We start from the raw sequence: 16,931 nt of genomic DNA, 5'->3' as shown, positions 1-16,931 counted from the left end.
CGCCGCCCCCCGCCCCCCCCCCCCCCCCCCCCGCGCCGCCGCGGGGGGGGGCGCGCCCCGCGGGGGGCCCGCCCCCCCCCCGGACTGTCCGGAGCTCCTCAGGGTCAGCCCTCGCGGGCGTCGACGACACGGCGGATCTTGCCCACCGAGCGCTCCAGGGTCTCCGGGCCGACGACATCGACGTCGACGGTGATGCCGATACCGTCCTTGACGTCACGGGCGACGGCCGCCGCCGCGGCCGCGCGCCGCTCGGGCCCGGCGCCCGGGCGGGCCTCGACGCGCACGGTCATGTGGTCCATCCGGCCCCGGCGGGTGAGCTGTATCTGGAAGTGCGGGGCGATGCCGGGGACCCGCAGCAGGATCTCCTCGATCTGGGTGGGGAAGACGTTGACCCCGCGCAGGATGATCATGTCGTCGCAGCGACCGGTGACCTTCTCCATACGGCGGAAGGCCGGGCGCGCGGTGCCCGGCAGCAGCCGGGTCAGGTCGCGGGTGCGGTAGCGGACGACCGGGAGGGCCTGCTTGGTCAGCGAGGTGAACACCAGTTCCCCCTCCTCGCCCTCGGGCAGCACCTCGCCGGTGATCGGGTCCACGACCTCCGGGTAGAAGTGGTCCTCCCAGATGTGCAGCCCGTCCTTGGTCTCCACGCACTCCTGCGCGACGCCGGGGCCCATCACCTCCGACAGCCCGTAGATGTCCACCGCGTGCAGCCCGGCGCGGTCCTCGATCTCCCGGCGCATCCCCTCCGTCCACGGCTCGGCGCCGAAGATCCCGACTTCCAGGGAGGAGCCGCGCGGGTCGACGCCCTGGCGCTCGAACTCGTCGAGGAGGGCGAGCATGTAGGAGGGGGTGACCATGATGATCTCGGGCCGCAGGTCCAGGATCAGCCGCACCTGGCGGGCCGTCATCCCGCCGGAGGCCGGGATGACGGTGCAGCCCGCCCGCTCGGCCCCGTAGTGCGCGCCGAGCCCCCCGGTGAACAGGCCGTAGCCGTAGGCGATGTGCACCCTGTGCCCGGGACGGCCGCCGGCGGCCCGGATGGAGCGGGCGACGACGTCCGCCCACACCTCCAGGTCGTCCTCGGTGTAGCCGACCACGGTGGGGCGCCCGGTGGTGCCGCTGGAGGCGTGCAGCCGGCGTACCCGCGACATCGGGACGGCGAACATGCCGTAGGGGTAGCTGTCGCGCAGATCGGCCTTGGTGGTGAACGGGAAGCGCGCGAGGTCCGCCAGGGAGCGGCAGTCATCCGGTGTGACGCACACCGCCTGGAAGGCGCGCCGGTAGTGCTCCACGTTGTCGTACGCGTGCCGCAGGGTGGAGCGGAGCCGGTCGAGCTGGAGGGCGCGCAGCTCCTCGCGGTCCATCCGCTCGGCCGCGTCCGGCGAGGCGAGGGCCGGGCGCACGGGACGGGCCGGGCCGCCGCTCATGACGCCTCCTTCCCCGCCGGGACGCCGCGTCCGTCCGCGCCGCGTCCGTCCGCGCCGCGTTCACCCACGGCGCGGCTGCGTCCGCGGAACTCGGCGATCACCAGGCCGTCCGGCTCCCGCAGGACGGTCACGTCGTAGACGCCGCTGCGGCCGAAGCGGGCACGCTCCTCGGCGACGGCCAGCAGCACGTCGCCCTCGTGCGCGGGGGCGGTGAAGACGACGTCCGCGCCGGCCGCCACGGTCACCGGGCCGCGGCTGTTGCAGGCGCAGGCGAACGCGGTGTCGGCGAGCGTGAACAGGAAGCCGCCGTGGGCGACGCCGTGGCCGTTCACCATGTGCGCGGCCACCGTCATCCGCACCGCCGCCGAGCCGTCGCCGGCCCGGAGCAGCTCCATGCCCAGGCCCCGGGAGGCCCGGTCCGCGGCGAACATCCGCTGGGCGGGGCCCTGCCCGGCCTCCTTGAGCTGTGTCATGCGCCTCCACCACTCCAGTCGCGGACCGTCAAGGGCCTCCGGGGACGCCGTGCGGCACCGCGGGCCCGCCCCGCGGCCCTTGAGGCCGACCGACCATTCGGTTAGCTTTGCGGCGACGTCAGGTAAACCGACAGCCGGACCGCCTGTCAAGGGACGGGACGTCCGCCGGCACGGTCACTCCGCCCCCGGCGCACGGCGGACACGGCAGGCAAGGGGAGATCTCATGGCAGCGGCACCGGGAACCGTGGGCGTGGTGGGCGGCGGGCGGATGGGCGCGGGCATCGCGCAGTCCTTCGCGACGGCCGGCTCGGCCGTGGTCGTCGTCGAGAGCGGCGAGGAGGCCGCAGCGGCGGCCCTGGAGCGTGTCGCCACCGGCCTGCGCCGGGCCGCCGAGCGCGGCAGGCTGGAGGAGCCCGCCGAGCGGGTCCTGGCACGCGTCACCACCGTCACAGCCGTGGACGGACTGCCGTCCGGCGCCGACCTGGTCGTCGAGGCCGTCCCCGAGGACCCCGCACTCAAGGCCCGGCTGCTCGCCGCCGCGGAGAAGACCGTGGGCGGGTCGGCGGTGCTGGCCACCAACACCAGCTCCCTGTCCGTCACCGAGCTCGGCGCCGCGCTGTCCCGCCCCGAGCGGTTCCTGGGCATGCACTTCTTCAACCCCGTGCCCGCCTCGGCCCTGGTGGAGCTGGTCGTGGCCGGGCGGACCGCGGACGACACCGTGCGGGCCGCCCTGGAGTGGACCCGCGCCCTGGGCAAGAAGGACGTCGTCGTCAGGGACTCGCCCGGCTTCGCCAGCAGCCGGCTGGGCGTGGCCCTCGGCCTGGAGGCGATCCGGATGGTGGAGGAGGGCGTCGCCGAGCCCGAGGCCATCGACGCCGCCATGAGCCTGGGCTACAAGCACCCGATGGGGCCGCTGCGGCTGACCGACCTCGTCGGCCTCGACGTGCGCCTGGCCATTGCCGAGTACCTCCACGGCACCCTGGGCGAGCGCTTCGCACCGCCGGAGCTGCTGCGGGAGAAGGTCGCCCGCGGTGAGCTGGGCCGCAAGACCGGCCGGGGCTTCTACACCTGGGAGGACTGAGGCCCGGCTCCTCCCGGCTCCGATCGGGGCCGGGAGTCACGTCGCCCAACGCTGTCGCCCGCGCACGGAACGTGGCATCCTTTCCGATGCCGACGGTTGTGTTTTCACGGGGGAAGGCGGGACCGGGTGGGGGAGACGGCGGCTGCGCTGTGGATGCGAGGACGCGGGGGCGTCCTCGCCCTGGTCGACGAGTGCCTGGGACAACCGCCGGGCACGGAACGGCCGGTGACGATGCTGGTCGGGCCGCGGGGCAGCGGCGCCAGCGAGACGCACGGCGTCATCATGGGCCGGTTCGGGGTCGAGCACCCCTTCGCGTACCTCAACTTCGTCTCCGGCCAGGCGCTGCTGCCCCGCTACGCCCTCGCCCTCATCGCCCGGCAGCTGGAGCGCAGGCTGCCGCAGTACCGTCTCATGCGTTTCCCCCGGCTCACCATGGGACTGCTCGCCTCGGACAACGAACTGCGGATGTCCAGCCGTTCGGAGGGGCGGCGGGCGGTCCGTCAGCAGCTGGACCGGTTCCGGCAGGATGCCGAGGACCGGCACGGCAACTACCTCGCCGCCTTCCTGGAGGTCGCGGGCGGTGCGCTGGGGGCGCCCGGCGGAACCCCGGCGGTGGTGGCCGCGATCCTGGGCGACGCGGCCCGGCGCGGCGGGCGCGGACTGCCGGGACGGCTGTTCTCCGGCACCCCCCAGTGGTTCGGCGACCACCCGCTGGTGCCTTCCCGGGACCCCTGGGACGCGCTGCTGGAACTCAACATGTGGCGCCACAACGGCACGGCGCAGGAGAAGAGGCTCCTCGACCGGGTGCTGTTCGCCGCCTTCCTGGACGATCTGCGCCACAGCGCCCAGCGCTGGTTCACCGCCCCCTCCTGTCTGATCCTGCTCGACAACTGCCACGCCGAACAGGGGGGTGTCTTCCTGGACCTGCTGATCGGCGCCCGCCGTGACGCCGCGCTGACCGGCACTCCCTGCGACCCGATGACGGTGGTGGGCAGCTCCAGCCGCTGGCCGGACAACTGGGGTCCCTCCAGCGGCGACCAGTGGTCCTGGCGGTTGCGCGCCCCGGACCGGGCCTCGCTCGCCGACTGGCGCCGGCACCGCCCCACCCACGACAGCGACGACTCCTGGTGGTATCCGCTGCGGCTGCGCGACCTCACCCTCGACGAGGTGCGCACCACCACCGAGCTGGTCTCACCACGCCACTCGGGCCTCGCGCCGTTCGTGCACCGGGTCACCAACGGGCTGCCCGCGGCGGTGCAGCAGGTGACGGAGATACTGGACCGGGCCGACGTGCCCCGCCGCAACGACGGGGAGTTCGACCTGTGGCTGCGCTCCCTGCCCGACAGGCGGCTGCGCGGCGCACCGGAACGCACCCTGGCCGACGCCGCGCTGGGACATCTGCTGGAGGACTTCTCGCCTGGGCAGCGCGCCGCACTCGTCAGGTACTCGGCCGCCCGCGACCTGGCGGTGGGCAGCAGGGTGCTGGGTGCGGCGGTACCCGGGGGAGCCCACGAGCCGGTCTTCAACGAGGTGCGCTCGCGCCGGCTGCTCGACCCGGAACCGCCGGGATCGTGCCTGCACCCCTGGCTGCGCAGACTGCTGCTGTGGCGGCTGGCCGCCGACCCGCGGGCCTGGGCCACCGCCCACGACCTGCTGGGCGACCACTTCGAGGCGGAGGGCCGGGAGAAGGAGACGCTGTACCACCGGCTGGCGGCGCACCGGATCGACGAGGTGGTGGGCCGCATGGCCGCCCGGTTCCGTGAGCGGAGCGCCGCCGACTGGCTGGAGACGTTCAACGCCGTCACCGCGGCGCCCAACCGGTTGCCCACCGACCGGCCGCCCCTGGCGCTGCTGGGGGAGCTCGCACCCGAGGCGCCCGCACAGTCGATCACCGACGCCCTGGTGATCCGGGGCCTGGTGTGCGCGCGCTGGCTGTGGAGCGATCCCCTCGGGGACCCGGGAATGCGGTTGAACCACGTGATAGCCGGTAAGTTCGACCGGCTCTCCGAACTGAGGGGGAGTGACATCGTGGTCCTGTACGACGAGGCCGAGCGCTACCGGCACTGGCGCCATCCGCTGACCGCCGCGGAAGGGTGGTGAGGGCCGTGGCCGGCCCCGGGGTGTCCCTGCGCACAGTCAAGCGCGCCATCGTCGCCACCGTGGTGCTGGCCGTCCTGGCGGTGGCGCTGCCGGTGGCCTACGGCTGGTGGGAGGAACACCGCTCCCGCTGCGCGGACGGCGTGGTGAGGATGGGCCCGTCGGGGGAGTGCGTCGGAGTCACCGACGGTTCGCACGTCTTCACCCGTCACCTGAAGAACGTGACGGACAAGATCAAGGAACAGAACGACCTCGTCGCCGGCAGCGGGGAGCCTTACGTCAGCATCGCCTACATGACCTCCTTCACGCTGGAGGAGACCGACAGCAACTCCGAGGAGTCCGTGCGGCACGAACTCCAGGGCACCTACGTGGCGCAGCGCCAGTACAACGAGAACGGGACGCCGAAGGTCAGACTGCTGATCGCGAATACGGGCAGCAACTCCCGCCACTGGGAGCACACGGTGGACGAGCTGGTGCGGCTCGCGGGAGACGGCGGGACGGAGCCCGGGAGACTGGTGGCGGTGACGGGCCTGGGGCCGAGCACGGACCGCAACCTGGACGCCGTGAAGAGGCTGTCCGAGCGGGGACTGGCCACGGTCGCCAGCACGATGACCGCTACCAGCATCGGAGGGATGGAGGGGTTCGTACGGGTCACCCCGACCAACGACGACGAGGCGGTGGCGGCCGCGCGGTACCTCAAGTGTGCGGAGCCCGGCGGGGGCGGAGGGGGAGGGGAGCCCCCGGAGGGCATCTGGTGCTCGGAGCGCGAGAAGGAGCGGAGGAGCCGGGAGGAAGAGGGGGCCCTCGGCGCCCTGGTGGTCCAGGACACGGCGGAGGGGAACCTGTACGCCAGGACCCTGGGCGAAGCCTTCTCCATGGAGTTCCCCGAGGACGGTGAGGGGCACTGGCTGGTCGCCCGGGCCCAGGAGTTCGACTCGTCGGTCCCCGGGAGCTGGCGGAACGAGCTGCACCTGATGATGGACCAGTTGTGCCTCCACCGGTCCGACGTGGTCTACTTCGCCGGCCGCGGACAGCATCTGGGCCACTTCCTCAGGGCGGCGTCCCGGCGGACGTGCCTGGAGGAGTGGGACTTCACCCTGGTGACCGGGGACGACACGTCCAATCTGACGCGGGAGCAGGCCAGGGAGGCCGCCGACCGCGGGATCGACGTGTACTACACCGCCCTGGCGCATCCCCTGATGTGGGAGCACCGGCCCGACATCGTGCCCGGAGAACTGCGGAAGGCATTCCTGTCCGGACTGAAGGAGTGGTTCCCGCCCGAGTCGCACGAGGACGGCCAGGCGATGATGGCGCACGACGCGGCGCTGGTCGCGGTCGAGGCGGTCCGGTTGGCCAGTTTCGGGGGCGGCGGAATGACCGGCAGGGACGTCGGCCGCATGTTCCGCAGGATGCACGGGGCCAAGAAGATACGGGGAGCGACCGGCCCGCTGTCGTTCGACGGCGACGGAAACCGGGAGAGCAAGGCGATTCCCATCCTGAAGCTGGGCGCCGACGGCTCCCTGGACTACATCGAGACGATCGTCGTCGAGGTCACACCGGAGGGGGATCGAGCTGGTCGCTGATCGGGCAGATGCGCAGGGCCTGCTCGATGACACGGCTGCGCCGGTCCCCCTCGGCGGAGGGCAGTGAGACATCGGCGGTGGAGTCGAAGCGGTAGTGCTGGGCGCCGCCGTTGCTGAGCCGGACGCGGGCGGTCACCTCGCTGCCGGAGGGGTCCACGCCGGTCTCGGTGGCCGCGATGACCAGCGCCTGGTGCAGACAGGTGGCCAGCGCGGCCGCGTACAGCTGCTCGGGGTCGTACCCCCGCCCGCTGCCGCCCAGCTCACCGGGGGCGCCGACCGGAAGGCCGGCTCTCCCGGACACGTCCACCCGGCCGGTGCCGTGCAGGGAGCGGGCCTGGGCGGTGTACAGATCCTGTTGGGTTGGGGCCATGGGGAAGGTCTACCCGTGCGCCCCGGCCCGCGCCTCAGCCCGCGTCCTCGACGCGCATCCGCACCTCCTCGGCCAGCCTGTCCAGGCTCCGGTCGAGGGAGGTGTCGATCTCCTCCCGCGGGGGCGCGTGGCTCTCGTCGAAGAAGGACAGGTGCACGGTCACCTCGCTGGCGCCGCTGCCGATGCCCGCCACCTGCAGCCAGCCCGCGTACGCACCCTCGTCGCGGGTGCCCCACTCCGCCCGGAACTGCTCGGGCCGGGTGCGGAACAGCGCCCGGACGTCGTGCCCGGTGCGGTCCTCGTGCACGGTCACGGCCGGAGGGTCCTCCACATGGGCGTGGAGGTCCGACGGAAGCCAGCGGTCCAGCCGCTCCAGATCGCTGACCTGGTCGAAGACCAGCTCTGGCAGGGCGGGCATGGTGCGGGAACGTTCGTACTCACTCACCGGGTCCCACTTTCGGGTCGTACGACATCGGACCCGGCACTGCGTACCCCCGTCCGGGCCGGGCATCCCCGCACCCTGCGCACGGCCCGCTTCCGGCGGGTCAGCCGAACCCGCCCGCCGCGTCCAGGATCCGCCCGGCGACCCCGACCGAGTCCACCAGCGGGTGCAGTGCCAGTGCCCGCAGCGCCGCCCGGCGCGAACCGGTGCGCGCCGCCTCGATCGTGGCCCGCTCGACGGCCTTGAGCGTGAGCATCAGCCCGAGCTGGTCGGCCGCCACGGCGCCGGCCGCCAGCGGGCGCGCGCCGGAGGCGTCCACCAGGCACGGCACCTCGACCACCGCGTCCCCGTCCAGCCCGGGTACGGCGCCGCGGCCGGGGATGTTCAGGATCAGCGTGGTGCGCTCGTCCCGGGCGATCGCCCGCATCAGGGCCAGCGCCACCCGGTCGTAGCCCCCGCCCTCCAGATCGCAGCTGTCGCGTTCCCAGCCGCCGGAGGCCTCGCGGCTCTCGGCCAGATAGGTCTCCTCGCGCTCGCGCCGGGTGCGCTCCCACTCGCGGTACGCCCGCGCCGGGTCGTCCGGCCGTGCCCGCTCGTAGAAGCGGGACTGCTGGCCGCGCAGGAACTCCCCGCGCGTCTGTCCGGCCCCGCGGACGGCGGCGACCGCCTCGCGGTTGAAGTAGTAGTGGTGCAGGTACTCGTTGGGCAGCGCGCCCAGCGCCCGCAGCCAGTCGGTCCCGAACAGCCTGCCCTCCTCGAAGGAGGCGAGCGCGGCCGGGTCGGCCAGCAGCTCGGGCAGCCGGTCGCGGCCGTCCACCGTGATCCGGCGCAGCCAGCCCAGGTGGTTCAGGCCCACGTAGTCGTAGCCGGCGCGGTCCGGGTCGGCGCCCAGGGCGCGCGCGGCGCGGCGGCACAGGCCGACGGGCGAGTCGCAGATGCCGATGACGCGCTCGCCCAGGCCGCGCTCGCGCAGGACGGCGGCCATCGCCTCGGTCACCATCCCCGCCGGGTTGGTGAAATTGATGGTCCACGCCCCGGGGGCGAGTTCGGCGATCCGCTCGGCGACGCGTACGGCCACCGGCAGGGTGCGCAGGCCGTACAGCACGCCTCCCGCGCCCACCGTCTCCTGTCCCAGCACCCCTTCGGCCAGCGGGATCCGCTCGTCACGCACCCGGCCGGCCAGGCCTCCGACCCGGATGGCGGAGAAGACGAAGTCGGCGCCGCGCAGCGCCTCGTCGAGGTCGGTGGTGGCGCGCAGCGCGGGGGCGGGGCCGGTGTGCCTCCCGCGCTGGTGGGCGAGGACCGCGCCGATCGCGTCCAGCCGGGCGCGGTCGGTGTCGTACAGGACGAGTTCGGTGACGCGGCCGGCCCGGTCCCCCGTGTCCTCCAGCAGCGCCCGGTGCACCAGCGGCACCCGGAACCCGCCGCCGCCCAGCACGGTGAGCCTCATGCCCGGCCACCTCCGGCAGCCGCTCCCGGCAGGGTCCGCGGCACGGTCGTCACGAGGTCATGTCTCACGTCGCCACGGTCTCACACCGGACCCGCGCCGGGGGTACGGGCCGGCCGCCGGGCCGCTCAGCCGTGGTCGACCAGCTCCGCGTGCCCCTGCGTCCGCGCGCAGTGGGCGGAGCAGAAGAACCGGCCGTCGGCCGACTGCGAGCCGTGGCCCAGGATGCGGCACTGGCAGTTCTCGCAGATGGGCGCCATCCGGTGTGCCGCGCACTCCAGGCTGTCGAAGACGTGGACGGCGCCCGCCGCGCGCACTTCGAAGGCCATCTCGTAGTCGTTGCCGCATACCTCGCACACGCTCATGGCATGTGTCCCTTCCGCCGGTCGTCCGCTGGGTGGGTCAGCCGCAAGGATGGCGGCGGGCACCCGGCGGCCCGTCCGCGACGCGGCGGCCGGGCTCCGACCGGCGCACAGCCGCCACCCGCCCGGCCGACGCGCCGGGGCGTCACGGCGCGAGTGACGTGGCGTGCTCCCGACAATAAAGTCCGGGTTCCGGAGATCTCCTCTCCGCCGGCGGGGCATGACTGGGCGTGACACCCGCGGCGGGACCCGGCAGGGCACGCACCGGCGGACCGGGAGGACGGGACGATGACGGCGACCGCGGAGACCAGGGGCGGAGAGCCCGAGGACGGCAGGGCCGGGAAGGGGAGGGGCGCGCCGCCCGCGTCACGGCGCGCGCTGGTGGCGGGATCGGTCGGCAACTTCATCGAGTGGTACGAGTTCGGGGTCTACGGCTACTTCGCGACGGTCATCGCCGCGCGGTTCTTCACCCCCGAGGGCGGAAGCGACGTCGAGGCCCTGGTGAAGACCTACGCCTCCTTCGCCCTGGCCTTCTTCTTCCGCCCGGCGGGGGCGGCCCTGTTCGGCCGGATCGGCGACCGGATCGGCCGCCGCCCCACCCTGATCCTGGTGGTCTCGCTGATGACCGCCGCCACGGCGGCCATCGGCCTGCTGCCGACGTACGCCACCGTGGGCGCGGCCGCGCCGTGGCTGCTCACCCTCGCCCGCGTCCTCCAGGGGCTGTCGGCGGGCGGGGAGTTCGGCGGCGCGGTGTCGGTGATGACGGAGTTCGCGCCGCCCGGCCGGCGCGGGCTGTACGGAGCGTGGCAGTCGTTCACGGTGGCGCTCGGCCTGCTCGCCGGCGCCGGCCTGGCCGCCCTGCTGGCCGCGGCACTGGGCGAGGCGGCCCTCCACGAGTGGGGCTGGCGGCTGCCGTTCCTGCTGGCCGTGCCGATGGGGCTGGCCGCGCTGTGGCTGCGGCTGCGGCTGGAGGAGACGCCCTCCTTCCGCCGCGTGTCCGGCGCGGAGCCCGCGCCCGCCGGGGCCTCCCCACCGTCCGCCGCCGCGACCCGGCGGGCCGTCGCACTGGGAATCGGCCGTCTGATGGGCTGGTCCGCGGCCGGATACACCTTCCTCGTCGTGATGCCCTCCTACCTCCAGAGCACCCTGGGGGCCTCCTTCCAGCAGGCGCTGCTGGCCACGGTCGTGGCCAACGCGGGTTTCGCGCTGGCCATCCTCCCCGCCGGGGCGCTCAGCGACCGGGTCGGACGGCGGGCCGTGATGGTCGCCGGTACGGCCGCGCTGATCGTCCTCGCCCTGCCCCTGCTCAACCTCCTCCAGGACCCGGGCGCCTCCCCGGCGGCCAGGGCGGCGGCGGTGTTCGCGGCCGGCGCGGCGGTGGGGCTGCTGGCAGGACCCGGCCCGGCGATGCTCGCCGAGATGTTCCCCACCACCGCCCGCTACACCGGGCTGGGGCTGGCGTACTCGCTGTCCAACGCGGTGTTCTCGGGATCGGCCGGACTCATCATCACCGAGCTGATCAAGCGCACCGGCAACGCCGACATCCCCGCGCTGTACGTGGCGGCCGTCTGCGCGGTGGGCCTGCCGGCGCTGCTCACGCTGCGCGGCGACGACCACCGGCGCGCACTGCGGGACTGACCGGGCGCGGACGGCGCGAAGGTCGCGAAGGTCGCGCACCGGCGAGGACGGTACGGAGAGGACGGAGGGCACGGGCATGAGGGTGATCGGGCTGATGTCGGGGACGTCCTGCGACGCGATCGACGCGGCGGCCGCCGATCTGGAGGTCGAGGGTGACGCGGTCGTCCTGACGCCGCTGGGCGACCTCGAGTGCGCCTTCCCCGGCGGGCTGCGCCGCGAACTGCTCGCGGCGCTCCCACCGTCGTCCACCACCATGGCAGCGGTCTGCCGGCTCGACACCCTCCTCGGGCAGGCGCTCGCGGCGGCGGCCGACCGTGCCGACCGCGAGCTGTGCTTGGGAGCAGCGGATTTGATCGTCTCGCACGGGCAGACCGTCTACCACTGGACGGAGGGCGGCCGGGCCCGCGGCACCCTCCAGCTCGGCCAGCCCGCCTGGATCGCCGAGCGCACCGGCCGCACGGTCGTCTCCGACCTGCGCCCGCGCGACGTGGCCGCCGGAGGGCAGGGCGCGCCGCTGGTGAGCGCCCTGGACGTGATGTGGCTGCGCGGCCGGCCGGGTACGCCCGTCGCCCTCAACCTGGGCGGTATCGCCAACATCACGGTGGCGCACGGGGAGGGCGGCCCGCTGGCGTACGACACGGGTCCCGCCAACGTACTGCTCGACACGGCCGTGCGGGAGCTGACCGGGGGCCGGGCCGATCACGACGCGGACGGCGCGCTGGCCGCCGCGGGCACCGTCCGCCGGCCGCTGCTGGACAGCCTGCTGGCCGAGCCGTACTACGCCCGGTCCGCGCCGAAGACCACCGGTCGGGAGCTGTTCAACGCCGCCTATCTGCGCACCGCCCTGGCCGGCTTCGGACAACTGCCGGCCGAGGACGTGCTGGCCACCCTCACCGAGCTGACGGCCCGCACCGTCGCCGGCGCCGTACGGGCGGCCGGCGGCACCGAGGTGATCGCCTCGGGCGGCGGCACCCGCAACCCCGTGCTGCTGGCCCGGCTCGCCCGCGCCCTGGACGGGGTTCCGGTGCGCGTCTCCGACGGACTCGGCCTGCCCTCCGGCGCCAAGGAGGCGTACGCCTTCGCGCTGCTGGGCTTCCTCACCGTCCTCGGTCTGCCCGGTACGGTCCCGGCCTGCACCGGTGCGCGCCACGCCCGTGTACTGGGGTCGATCACGCCGGGCCGGGGCGGACCGCTGCCGCGGCCCTGGGACGGTCCGGCGCCGGTACGGCTGCGTGTGTCCTGAACCGGGCCTCCACGCACCCCCTGAATACGCATCACAGATGCATGTTGATACCTTCATGGCATGCGGCTGACGAAGTTCACCGATCTGGCGCTGCGCGTGGTGATGCGCCTGGCAGTGATGGGCGAGGGCGAGGTCCCCACCACCCGGGAGGTCGCCGAATCGGTGGCCGCGCCTTACACGCACGTGTCCAAGGTGGTGAGCCGCCTCCAGTACATGGGCGTGCTGGAGGCCCGGCGGGGCAGGGGCGGCGGACTGGAGCTGACCTCCGGTGGCCGGGATGCCTCCGTCGGCCGGCTCGTCCGGCAACTGGAGGGCACCGGTGACGTGGTGGGCTGCGAGGACCCGTCCGCGCCGTGCCCGCTGCGGGGCGCGTGCCGCCTGCGGTCCGCGCTGTACGAGGCCCAGGAGGCGTTCTACGCGGCGCTCGACCCGCTGACGGTGCGGGACCTGGTGGGCGGACCGGTCGCGCCCGTGATGCTCCGTCTGCTCACCGGGCCACCGCCCCCCTCGTAGCCGCCCGGCCCCGACCCGTGTCCGGCCCGGCCGCGAACCGACCGAGGTGCCGTGGAGTGGTTCCGCGCGCCCTGAAATTCGCATCTAAGGTGAGAATTAAGGAGACAGTGATGCTGTCCGAGAAGTCCACCGCCGTCGTACGCGCCACCCTGCCGGCCATCGGTGCCGCCATCGGCGACATCACCCCGGTCTTCTACCGCAGGATGTTCGCCGCCCACCCCGAGCTGCCGCGCGACCTGTTCAACCGGGGCGACCAGGCCAACGGCACCCAGAGTCGCGCCCTGGCGGGCTCCATCGCCGTCTTCGCCGCCATGCTGCTGGAGCACCCCGACCGGCGACCCGACGCGATGCCGGCCCGCATCGCCCACAAGCACGCGTCCCTGGGCATCACCGCCGACCAGTACACGATCGTCCACCGCCACCTGTTCGACGCCCTCGCCGAGGTCCTGGGGGATGCGGTCACCCCCGAGGTGGCCGAGGCGTGGGACGAGGTGTACTGGCTGATGGCCGGAGCCCTGATCGCCATGGAGGCACGGCTGTACGCGGCGAGCGGCGTCGGCGACGGGGACGTGTGGCGGCCCTGGAGGGTGACCGGCCGCAGGGAGGAGACCGCCGAGGTGGCGACCTTCGTGCTGCGCCCGGCCGAAGGCGGTCCCGTGCCGTCCTTCCGGCCGGGGCAGTACGTCTCCGTCCAGGTCGCCCTGCCCGACGGGGCGCGGCAGATCCGCCAGTACAGCCTCTCCTGCGCCCCCGACTGCGACGACCGCTGGATATCGGTCAAGCGCGTCGGCGGCGACCCGGCCGGCGAGGTCTCCAACTGGCTGCACGAGAACGTCCGCGAGGGCGATGTGCTCACCGTCGGCGCGCCCTTCGGCGACGTGGCGCTGGACGACGGCGACGGGCCGGTCCTGCTCGCCTCGGCGGGCATCGGCTGCACCCCGATGGTCGGCATGCTGGCCCATCTGGCCGCCACCGGCTCCCCGCGCCGCACCATCGTGGTGCACGGCGACCGCACCCGGCCCTCCCACGCCTTTCGTGAGCGGATGGAGCAGCTCACCGCCAAGCTGCCCGACGCCGCCCTCCACGTCTGGTATGAGCACCCCGAGGGCGAGTGGCCGGCCGAACGCACCGGACTGGTCGACCTGTCCGGCGTCGAGATCCCCGAAGGGGTCAGAGCCTACCTGTGCGGGCCGGTGCCGTTCATGCGCTCGGTGCGTACCCAGCTGCTGGAGCGCGGTGTCCCCGCCTCCCGCGTCCACTACGAGTCCTTCGGGCCCGACCTGGGCCTCGACGCGGCCTGAGACGGCCCCCGGGCCCCGGGCCGCCATGCCCTCACCGCGCGGCGGCCGAGGCCCTCAGGGCGGTGACCACCTCCTCGTCGCCGACCTGGTGGAAGTCCTCGTACCACTGCCCCACCCCCTGGAAGGACGGCGGCGTCTCCAGGCACACCAGGCGGTCGGCGACCCGCTCCATCGCCGCGGCCGCCCGCACGGAGGAGACCGGGACGGCCAGGACCAGCGCCTTCGGCTCCAGGACGCGGGCGGCGTGCAGCGCGGCGCGCGCGGTGACGCCGGTGGCCAGCCCGTCGTCGACGACGATCACCGTGCGGCCCCGCAGCTTCGGGGCGGGACGGCCGCCGCGGTACAGGTGCTCGCGGCGGCGCAGCTCCGCCCGCTCCCGCTCGACCTGCCCGGCCAGGTCCCCGGCCGTCAGGCCGAGCATCCGCAGGGACTGCTCGTCGAACAGCGGCGGTCCCTCGCCCGCCACGGCCCCGATGCCGAACTCCGGGTTGAACGGCGCGCCGATCTTGCGGGCGACCAGTACGTCCAGCGGCGCGTGCAGCGCGCGGGCGACCTCCTCGCCGACGGGAACCCCGCCCCGGGGCAGGGCCAGTACCAGCGGGTCGCCGATCTCTCCGGAGCGCTGGAGGCCGCGCAGCGGCTCGGCGAGCATCCGGCCCGCCTGCGTGCGGTCGTGGAAGCGCATGACCTGTCTCCCTTCGCTTCCGGCGGACCTGCCGCGCGGAGACCGGTGCGGCAGTGGTAGGGCGGCGGGACGGGTCACCGGGGCACCGTCCGCCCGGCCATCCGGACGAACCAGTCGCGGGCCGCGGCGGCGGCCTGGTCGAGGGTGCCGGGCTCCTCGAACAGATGGGTGGCGCCGGGGACCACGTGCACCGTGCACGGGGCCGACAGCCGCGAGGCGGCCTGCTCGTTCAGCCGCAGCACCTCGTGGTCCTCGCCGCCGACGATCAGCAGGACGGGCGCGGTGACCCGGTCCAGTGCGCCGCCCGCGAGGTCGGGCCTGCCGCCCCGGGAGACCACGGCCCGCACCCGGTCGGGCTGCTCGGCCGCGGCCACCAGGGCCGCCGCGGCACCGGTGCTGGCCCCGAACAGGCCGATCGGCAGCCGGGCGGTGCCCGGACGGCCGCCGAGCCAGTCGACCGCCGCCACCAGGCGCCGCGCGAGGAGGGGGATGTCGAAGCGGTACTCGGCGGTGACCGTGTCCGTCCGCTCCTCGTCCTCGGTGAGCAGGTCGAACAGGAGCGTGCCCAGCCCGGCGTCCTGCAGGACCCCGGCCACGGCCCGGTTGCGCGGGCTGTGCCGGGAGCTGCCGCTGCCGTGGGCGAAGGCCACGACGCCGCGGGCCCCGTCGGGCACGGTGAGGTCCCCGGCCAGGGCGGCTCCCGCGTCGGTGGGAATTCTCAGTGTCCGGGGGAGCATCGGCCGCCTCCCGTGCTGTGGGGATCGGTGCGCCGCCGGGGTACCCGCCGGCCGCGGCGGTATGCGTCCGGGAACGGGGTGGTGTGCGCCGCCGCGCCCTACCGGCCCGCCCCGCCCACCGGCGCGGGCCCCTCCCCGGGCCCTTCCGGCTCCAGCGACCCTTCCGGCGCCCGCGGCTCCCCGGCGTCCTCGGGGCCGAACAGCGAGACCGAGCCGTACCGGCCGTCGTAGCCGGGTTCGCGCCGCACCCGGTGGGCGCGCAGCCGCTCGACCGCCTCGGCCGTCTCCGGCTCGCCCGCCTCGCGCAACCGGTTCACCGGCGCCTGGAGCAGCAGCGGCAGCTCGGGTCCCAGCGCGGCGGTCAGGCTCTCCAGGGCACGTCCGACGGTCCTGGTCTTCGGCCCGACACCGAGGACCTCGCCCGCGATCTCCGGCAGCGGCACGATCTTCAGGGCCTCCCCGCCGGTGGACGGCCTCCGCCCGGGGGCGCGGTCGGCCAGTTCCTCGACCCGGTGGAGCACGCCGACGGTCGGTTTCCCGCCGCACACCGGGCACCTGCCGCCGCGCTCCCTGGTCTCGGCAGGCTCCAGCCGCACTCCGCAGGCACGGTGGCCGTCCAGGTGGTACTTGCCCGCCTCCGGGTACATGTCCACGGTGCCGGCATAGCCCTGACCGGTCTCCAGGGCGTGGCGGATCGCGAAGTAGTCCACCTCGGTGTCGAACACGGTGGCGTTGCGGCCCAGAGCGGGTGGGGAATGCGCGTCCGAATGGCTGACCAGCCGGAGGCGGTCCAGGGAGGAGACCCGCCAGTTCATCTCCGGGTCCGAGGACAGGCCCGTCTCCAGGGCGAAGACGTGCCCGGCCAGGTCGCCGTAGCACTCGTCCACGCCGTCGAAGCCGGACTTCGAGCCGAGGACGCCGAACCAGGGCGTCCAGGCGTGCGCCGGGACCAGGTAGGAGCCCTCGCCGCAGGAGAGGACGGCCTCCAGCAGATCGCGGGAGTCCATCGCCAGGGCGGGCCGCCCGTCCGAGGCGAGGTCGCCGTACGGGGACAGGGCGCGGGCCAGGCGCCCGCCCGCGTCAAAGTCCGGTGCGTAGCACAGGTGGTGGATCCTGCGGCCCCGGCCGCCGCGCCGGTAGTCGGTGGCGACCTCGACCTGGAGCAGGAAGCGCAGCGGGCCGCGGCAGGCCGGCGGCAGGTCCTCCAGCACCTCGCGGTCGAGGTCGTCGCGCAGCCGGAACAGGCCCGGCTCCGCGGGTACCAGCGACTCGCGCAGCACCTGCGCCCACACGGGGTGGAGGAAGTCGCCGGTGCCCAGCACGGTGATCCCCTTGCGCCGAGCTCACCGGGCCAGGTGCGGCAGATCGCTGTTGCGGCTGCACGCCCTGCTGTACCGGGAGTGCACGTGCAGGTCGGCGTATTGACATCCTCGCTGCCCTGAAGGACGGTGATTCCCGCTTGCCGTGCCGTTGAAGGCTGCGGTGTCGGGTGGGTTCCTGCTTCGTGGCGCGGTGCCGGGACGAGTCCCGGT

General features: G+C 74.3%; 16 protein-coding genes. 7 read left to right on the top strand and 9 right to left on the bottom strand.

Annotated features, from left to right (window positions below):
- Nucleotides 1–104: 104 nt before the first annotated feature.
- Nucleotides 105–1,427 (bottom strand): phenylacetate--CoA ligase PaaK, encoded by a 1,323-nt coding sequence (gene paaK, locus AC2CJA_RS12890; protein ID WP_484602825.1) that lies wholly within the window; start codon nucleotides 1,425–1,427, stop codon nucleotides 105–107.
- Nucleotides 1,424–1,900 (bottom strand): hydroxyphenylacetyl-CoA thioesterase PaaI, encoded by a 477-nt coding sequence (gene paaI / locus AC2CJA_RS12885; protein ID WP_484602824.1) that lies wholly within the window; start codon nucleotides 1,898–1,900, stop codon nucleotides 1,424–1,426. The genes paaK and paaI overlap by 4 nt, the downstream gene beginning before the upstream one ends.
- Before the next feature lie 223 nt (nucleotides 1,901–2,123).
- On the opposite strand from paaI, the gene AC2CJA_RS12880 reads away from it, so the two are divergent.
- The 3 genes from AC2CJA_RS12880 to AC2CJA_RS12870 all read left to right on the top strand — a co-directional run bounded on the left by AC2CJA_RS12880 (nucleotide 2,124) and on the right by AC2CJA_RS12870 (nucleotide 6,661).
- Nucleotides 2,124–2,981 (top strand): 3-hydroxyacyl-CoA dehydrogenase family protein, encoded by an 858-nt coding sequence (locus AC2CJA_RS12880; protein ID WP_484602823.1) that lies wholly within the window; start codon nucleotides 2,124–2,126, stop codon nucleotides 2,979–2,981.
- A 126-nt stretch (nucleotides 2,982–3,107) separates the two neighbouring features.
- On the top strand, nucleotides 3,108–5,081 hold the full coding sequence (locus AC2CJA_RS12875; protein ID WP_484602822.1) for a hypothetical protein: 1,974 nt from the start codon (nucleotides 3,108–3,110) through the stop codon (nucleotides 5,079–5,081).
- Between the two features lie 20 nt (nucleotides 5,082–5,101).
- Nucleotides 5,102–6,661, top strand: coding sequence for a type 1 periplasmic-binding domain-containing protein (locus AC2CJA_RS12870; protein WP_484602821.1), 1,560 nt, complete (start codon nucleotides 5,102–5,104; stop codon nucleotides 6,659–6,661).
- On the opposite strand, the gene AC2CJA_RS12865 is transcribed toward AC2CJA_RS12870, so the two are convergent.
- The 4 genes from AC2CJA_RS12865 to AC2CJA_RS12850 all read right to left on the bottom strand — a co-directional run bounded on the left by AC2CJA_RS12865 (nucleotide 6,630) and on the right by AC2CJA_RS12850 (nucleotide 9,285).
- Entirely contained in the window at nucleotides 6,630–7,031 is a 402-nt protein-coding gene (locus AC2CJA_RS12865) for an OsmC family protein (RefSeq protein WP_484602820.1), read from the bottom strand. The two genes, AC2CJA_RS12870 and AC2CJA_RS12865, sit on opposite strands and share 32 nt — an antisense overlap.
- A 34-nt stretch (nucleotides 7,032–7,065) precedes the next feature.
- Nucleotides 7,066–7,476, bottom strand: a complete 411-nt coding sequence (locus tag AC2CJA_RS12860) for an SRPBCC family protein (protein ID WP_484602819.1) — start codon at nucleotides 7,474–7,476, stop codon at nucleotides 7,066–7,068.
- Between the two features lie 100 nt (nucleotides 7,477–7,576).
- Nucleotides 7,577–8,923: a 6-phospho-beta-glucosidase gene (locus tag AC2CJA_RS12855; RefSeq protein ID WP_484602818.1), complete on the bottom strand. Its 1,347-nt coding sequence runs from the start codon at nucleotides 8,921–8,923 to the stop codon at nucleotides 7,577–7,579.
- Between the two features lie 125 nt (nucleotides 8,924–9,048).
- Nucleotides 9,049–9,285: a hypothetical protein gene (locus tag AC2CJA_RS12850; RefSeq protein ID WP_241715328.1), complete on the bottom strand. Its 237-nt coding sequence runs from the start codon at nucleotides 9,283–9,285 to the stop codon at nucleotides 9,049–9,051.
- 285 nt (nucleotides 9,286–9,570) lie between these two features.
- Here AC2CJA_RS12850 and AC2CJA_RS12845 point away from each other — a divergent pair, with 285 nt between their 5' ends.
- The 4 genes from AC2CJA_RS12845 to AC2CJA_RS12830 all read left to right on the top strand — a co-directional run bounded on the left by AC2CJA_RS12845 (nucleotide 9,571) and on the right by AC2CJA_RS12830 (nucleotide 13,977).
- Nucleotides 9,571–10,920 (top strand): MFS transporter, encoded by a 1,350-nt coding sequence (locus AC2CJA_RS12845; RefSeq protein ID WP_484602817.1) that lies wholly within the window; start codon nucleotides 9,571–9,573, stop codon nucleotides 10,918–10,920.
- 76 nt (nucleotides 10,921–10,996) lie between these two features.
- Complete coding sequence (locus AC2CJA_RS12840) at nucleotides 10,997–12,163, top strand: anhydro-N-acetylmuramic acid kinase (protein WP_484602816.1); 1,167 nt, start codon at nucleotides 10,997–10,999, stop codon at nucleotides 12,161–12,163.
- Nucleotides 12,164–12,223: 60 nt separating this feature from the next.
- Nucleotides 12,224–12,676 carry an RrF2 family transcriptional regulator gene (locus AC2CJA_RS12835; RefSeq protein WP_484602815.1) on the top strand — a complete coding sequence of 151 codons (453 nt, stop codon included), beginning with the start codon at nucleotides 12,224–12,226 and terminating at the stop codon, nucleotides 12,674–12,676.
- 110 nt (nucleotides 12,677–12,786) lie between these two features.
- Nucleotides 12,787–13,977, top strand: coding sequence for a globin domain-containing protein (locus tag AC2CJA_RS12830; protein ID WP_484602814.1), 1,191 nt, complete (start codon nucleotides 12,787–12,789; stop codon nucleotides 13,975–13,977).
- Nucleotides 13,978–14,008: 31 nt separating this feature from the next.
- On the opposite strand, the gene AC2CJA_RS12825 is transcribed toward AC2CJA_RS12830, so the two are convergent.
- The 3 genes from AC2CJA_RS12825 to AC2CJA_RS12815 form a co-directional block, all read right to left on the bottom strand.
- Nucleotides 14,009–14,662 carry a phosphoribosyltransferase gene (locus AC2CJA_RS12825; protein WP_484602813.1) on the bottom strand — a complete coding sequence of 218 codons (654 nt, stop codon included), beginning with the start codon at nucleotides 14,660–14,662 and terminating at the stop codon, nucleotides 14,009–14,011.
- 74 nt (nucleotides 14,663–14,736) lie between these two features.
- Nucleotides 14,737–15,399: a dienelactone hydrolase family protein gene (locus AC2CJA_RS12820; RefSeq protein WP_484602812.1), complete on the bottom strand. Its 663-nt coding sequence runs from the start codon at nucleotides 15,397–15,399 to the stop codon at nucleotides 14,737–14,739.
- Between the two features lie 98 nt (nucleotides 15,400–15,497).
- Nucleotides 15,498–16,721, bottom strand: coding sequence for an endonuclease Q family protein (locus AC2CJA_RS12815; protein WP_484602811.1), 1,224 nt, complete (start codon nucleotides 16,719–16,721; stop codon nucleotides 15,498–15,500).
- Nucleotides 16,722–16,931 lie beyond the last annotated feature (210 nt).

The organism is Streptomyces sp. ATLC9, assembly GCF_057196705.1.
The sequence above is the reverse complement of the archived record's forward strand: the minus strand, read 5'-3'. Positions and strand labels throughout refer to the sequence as shown.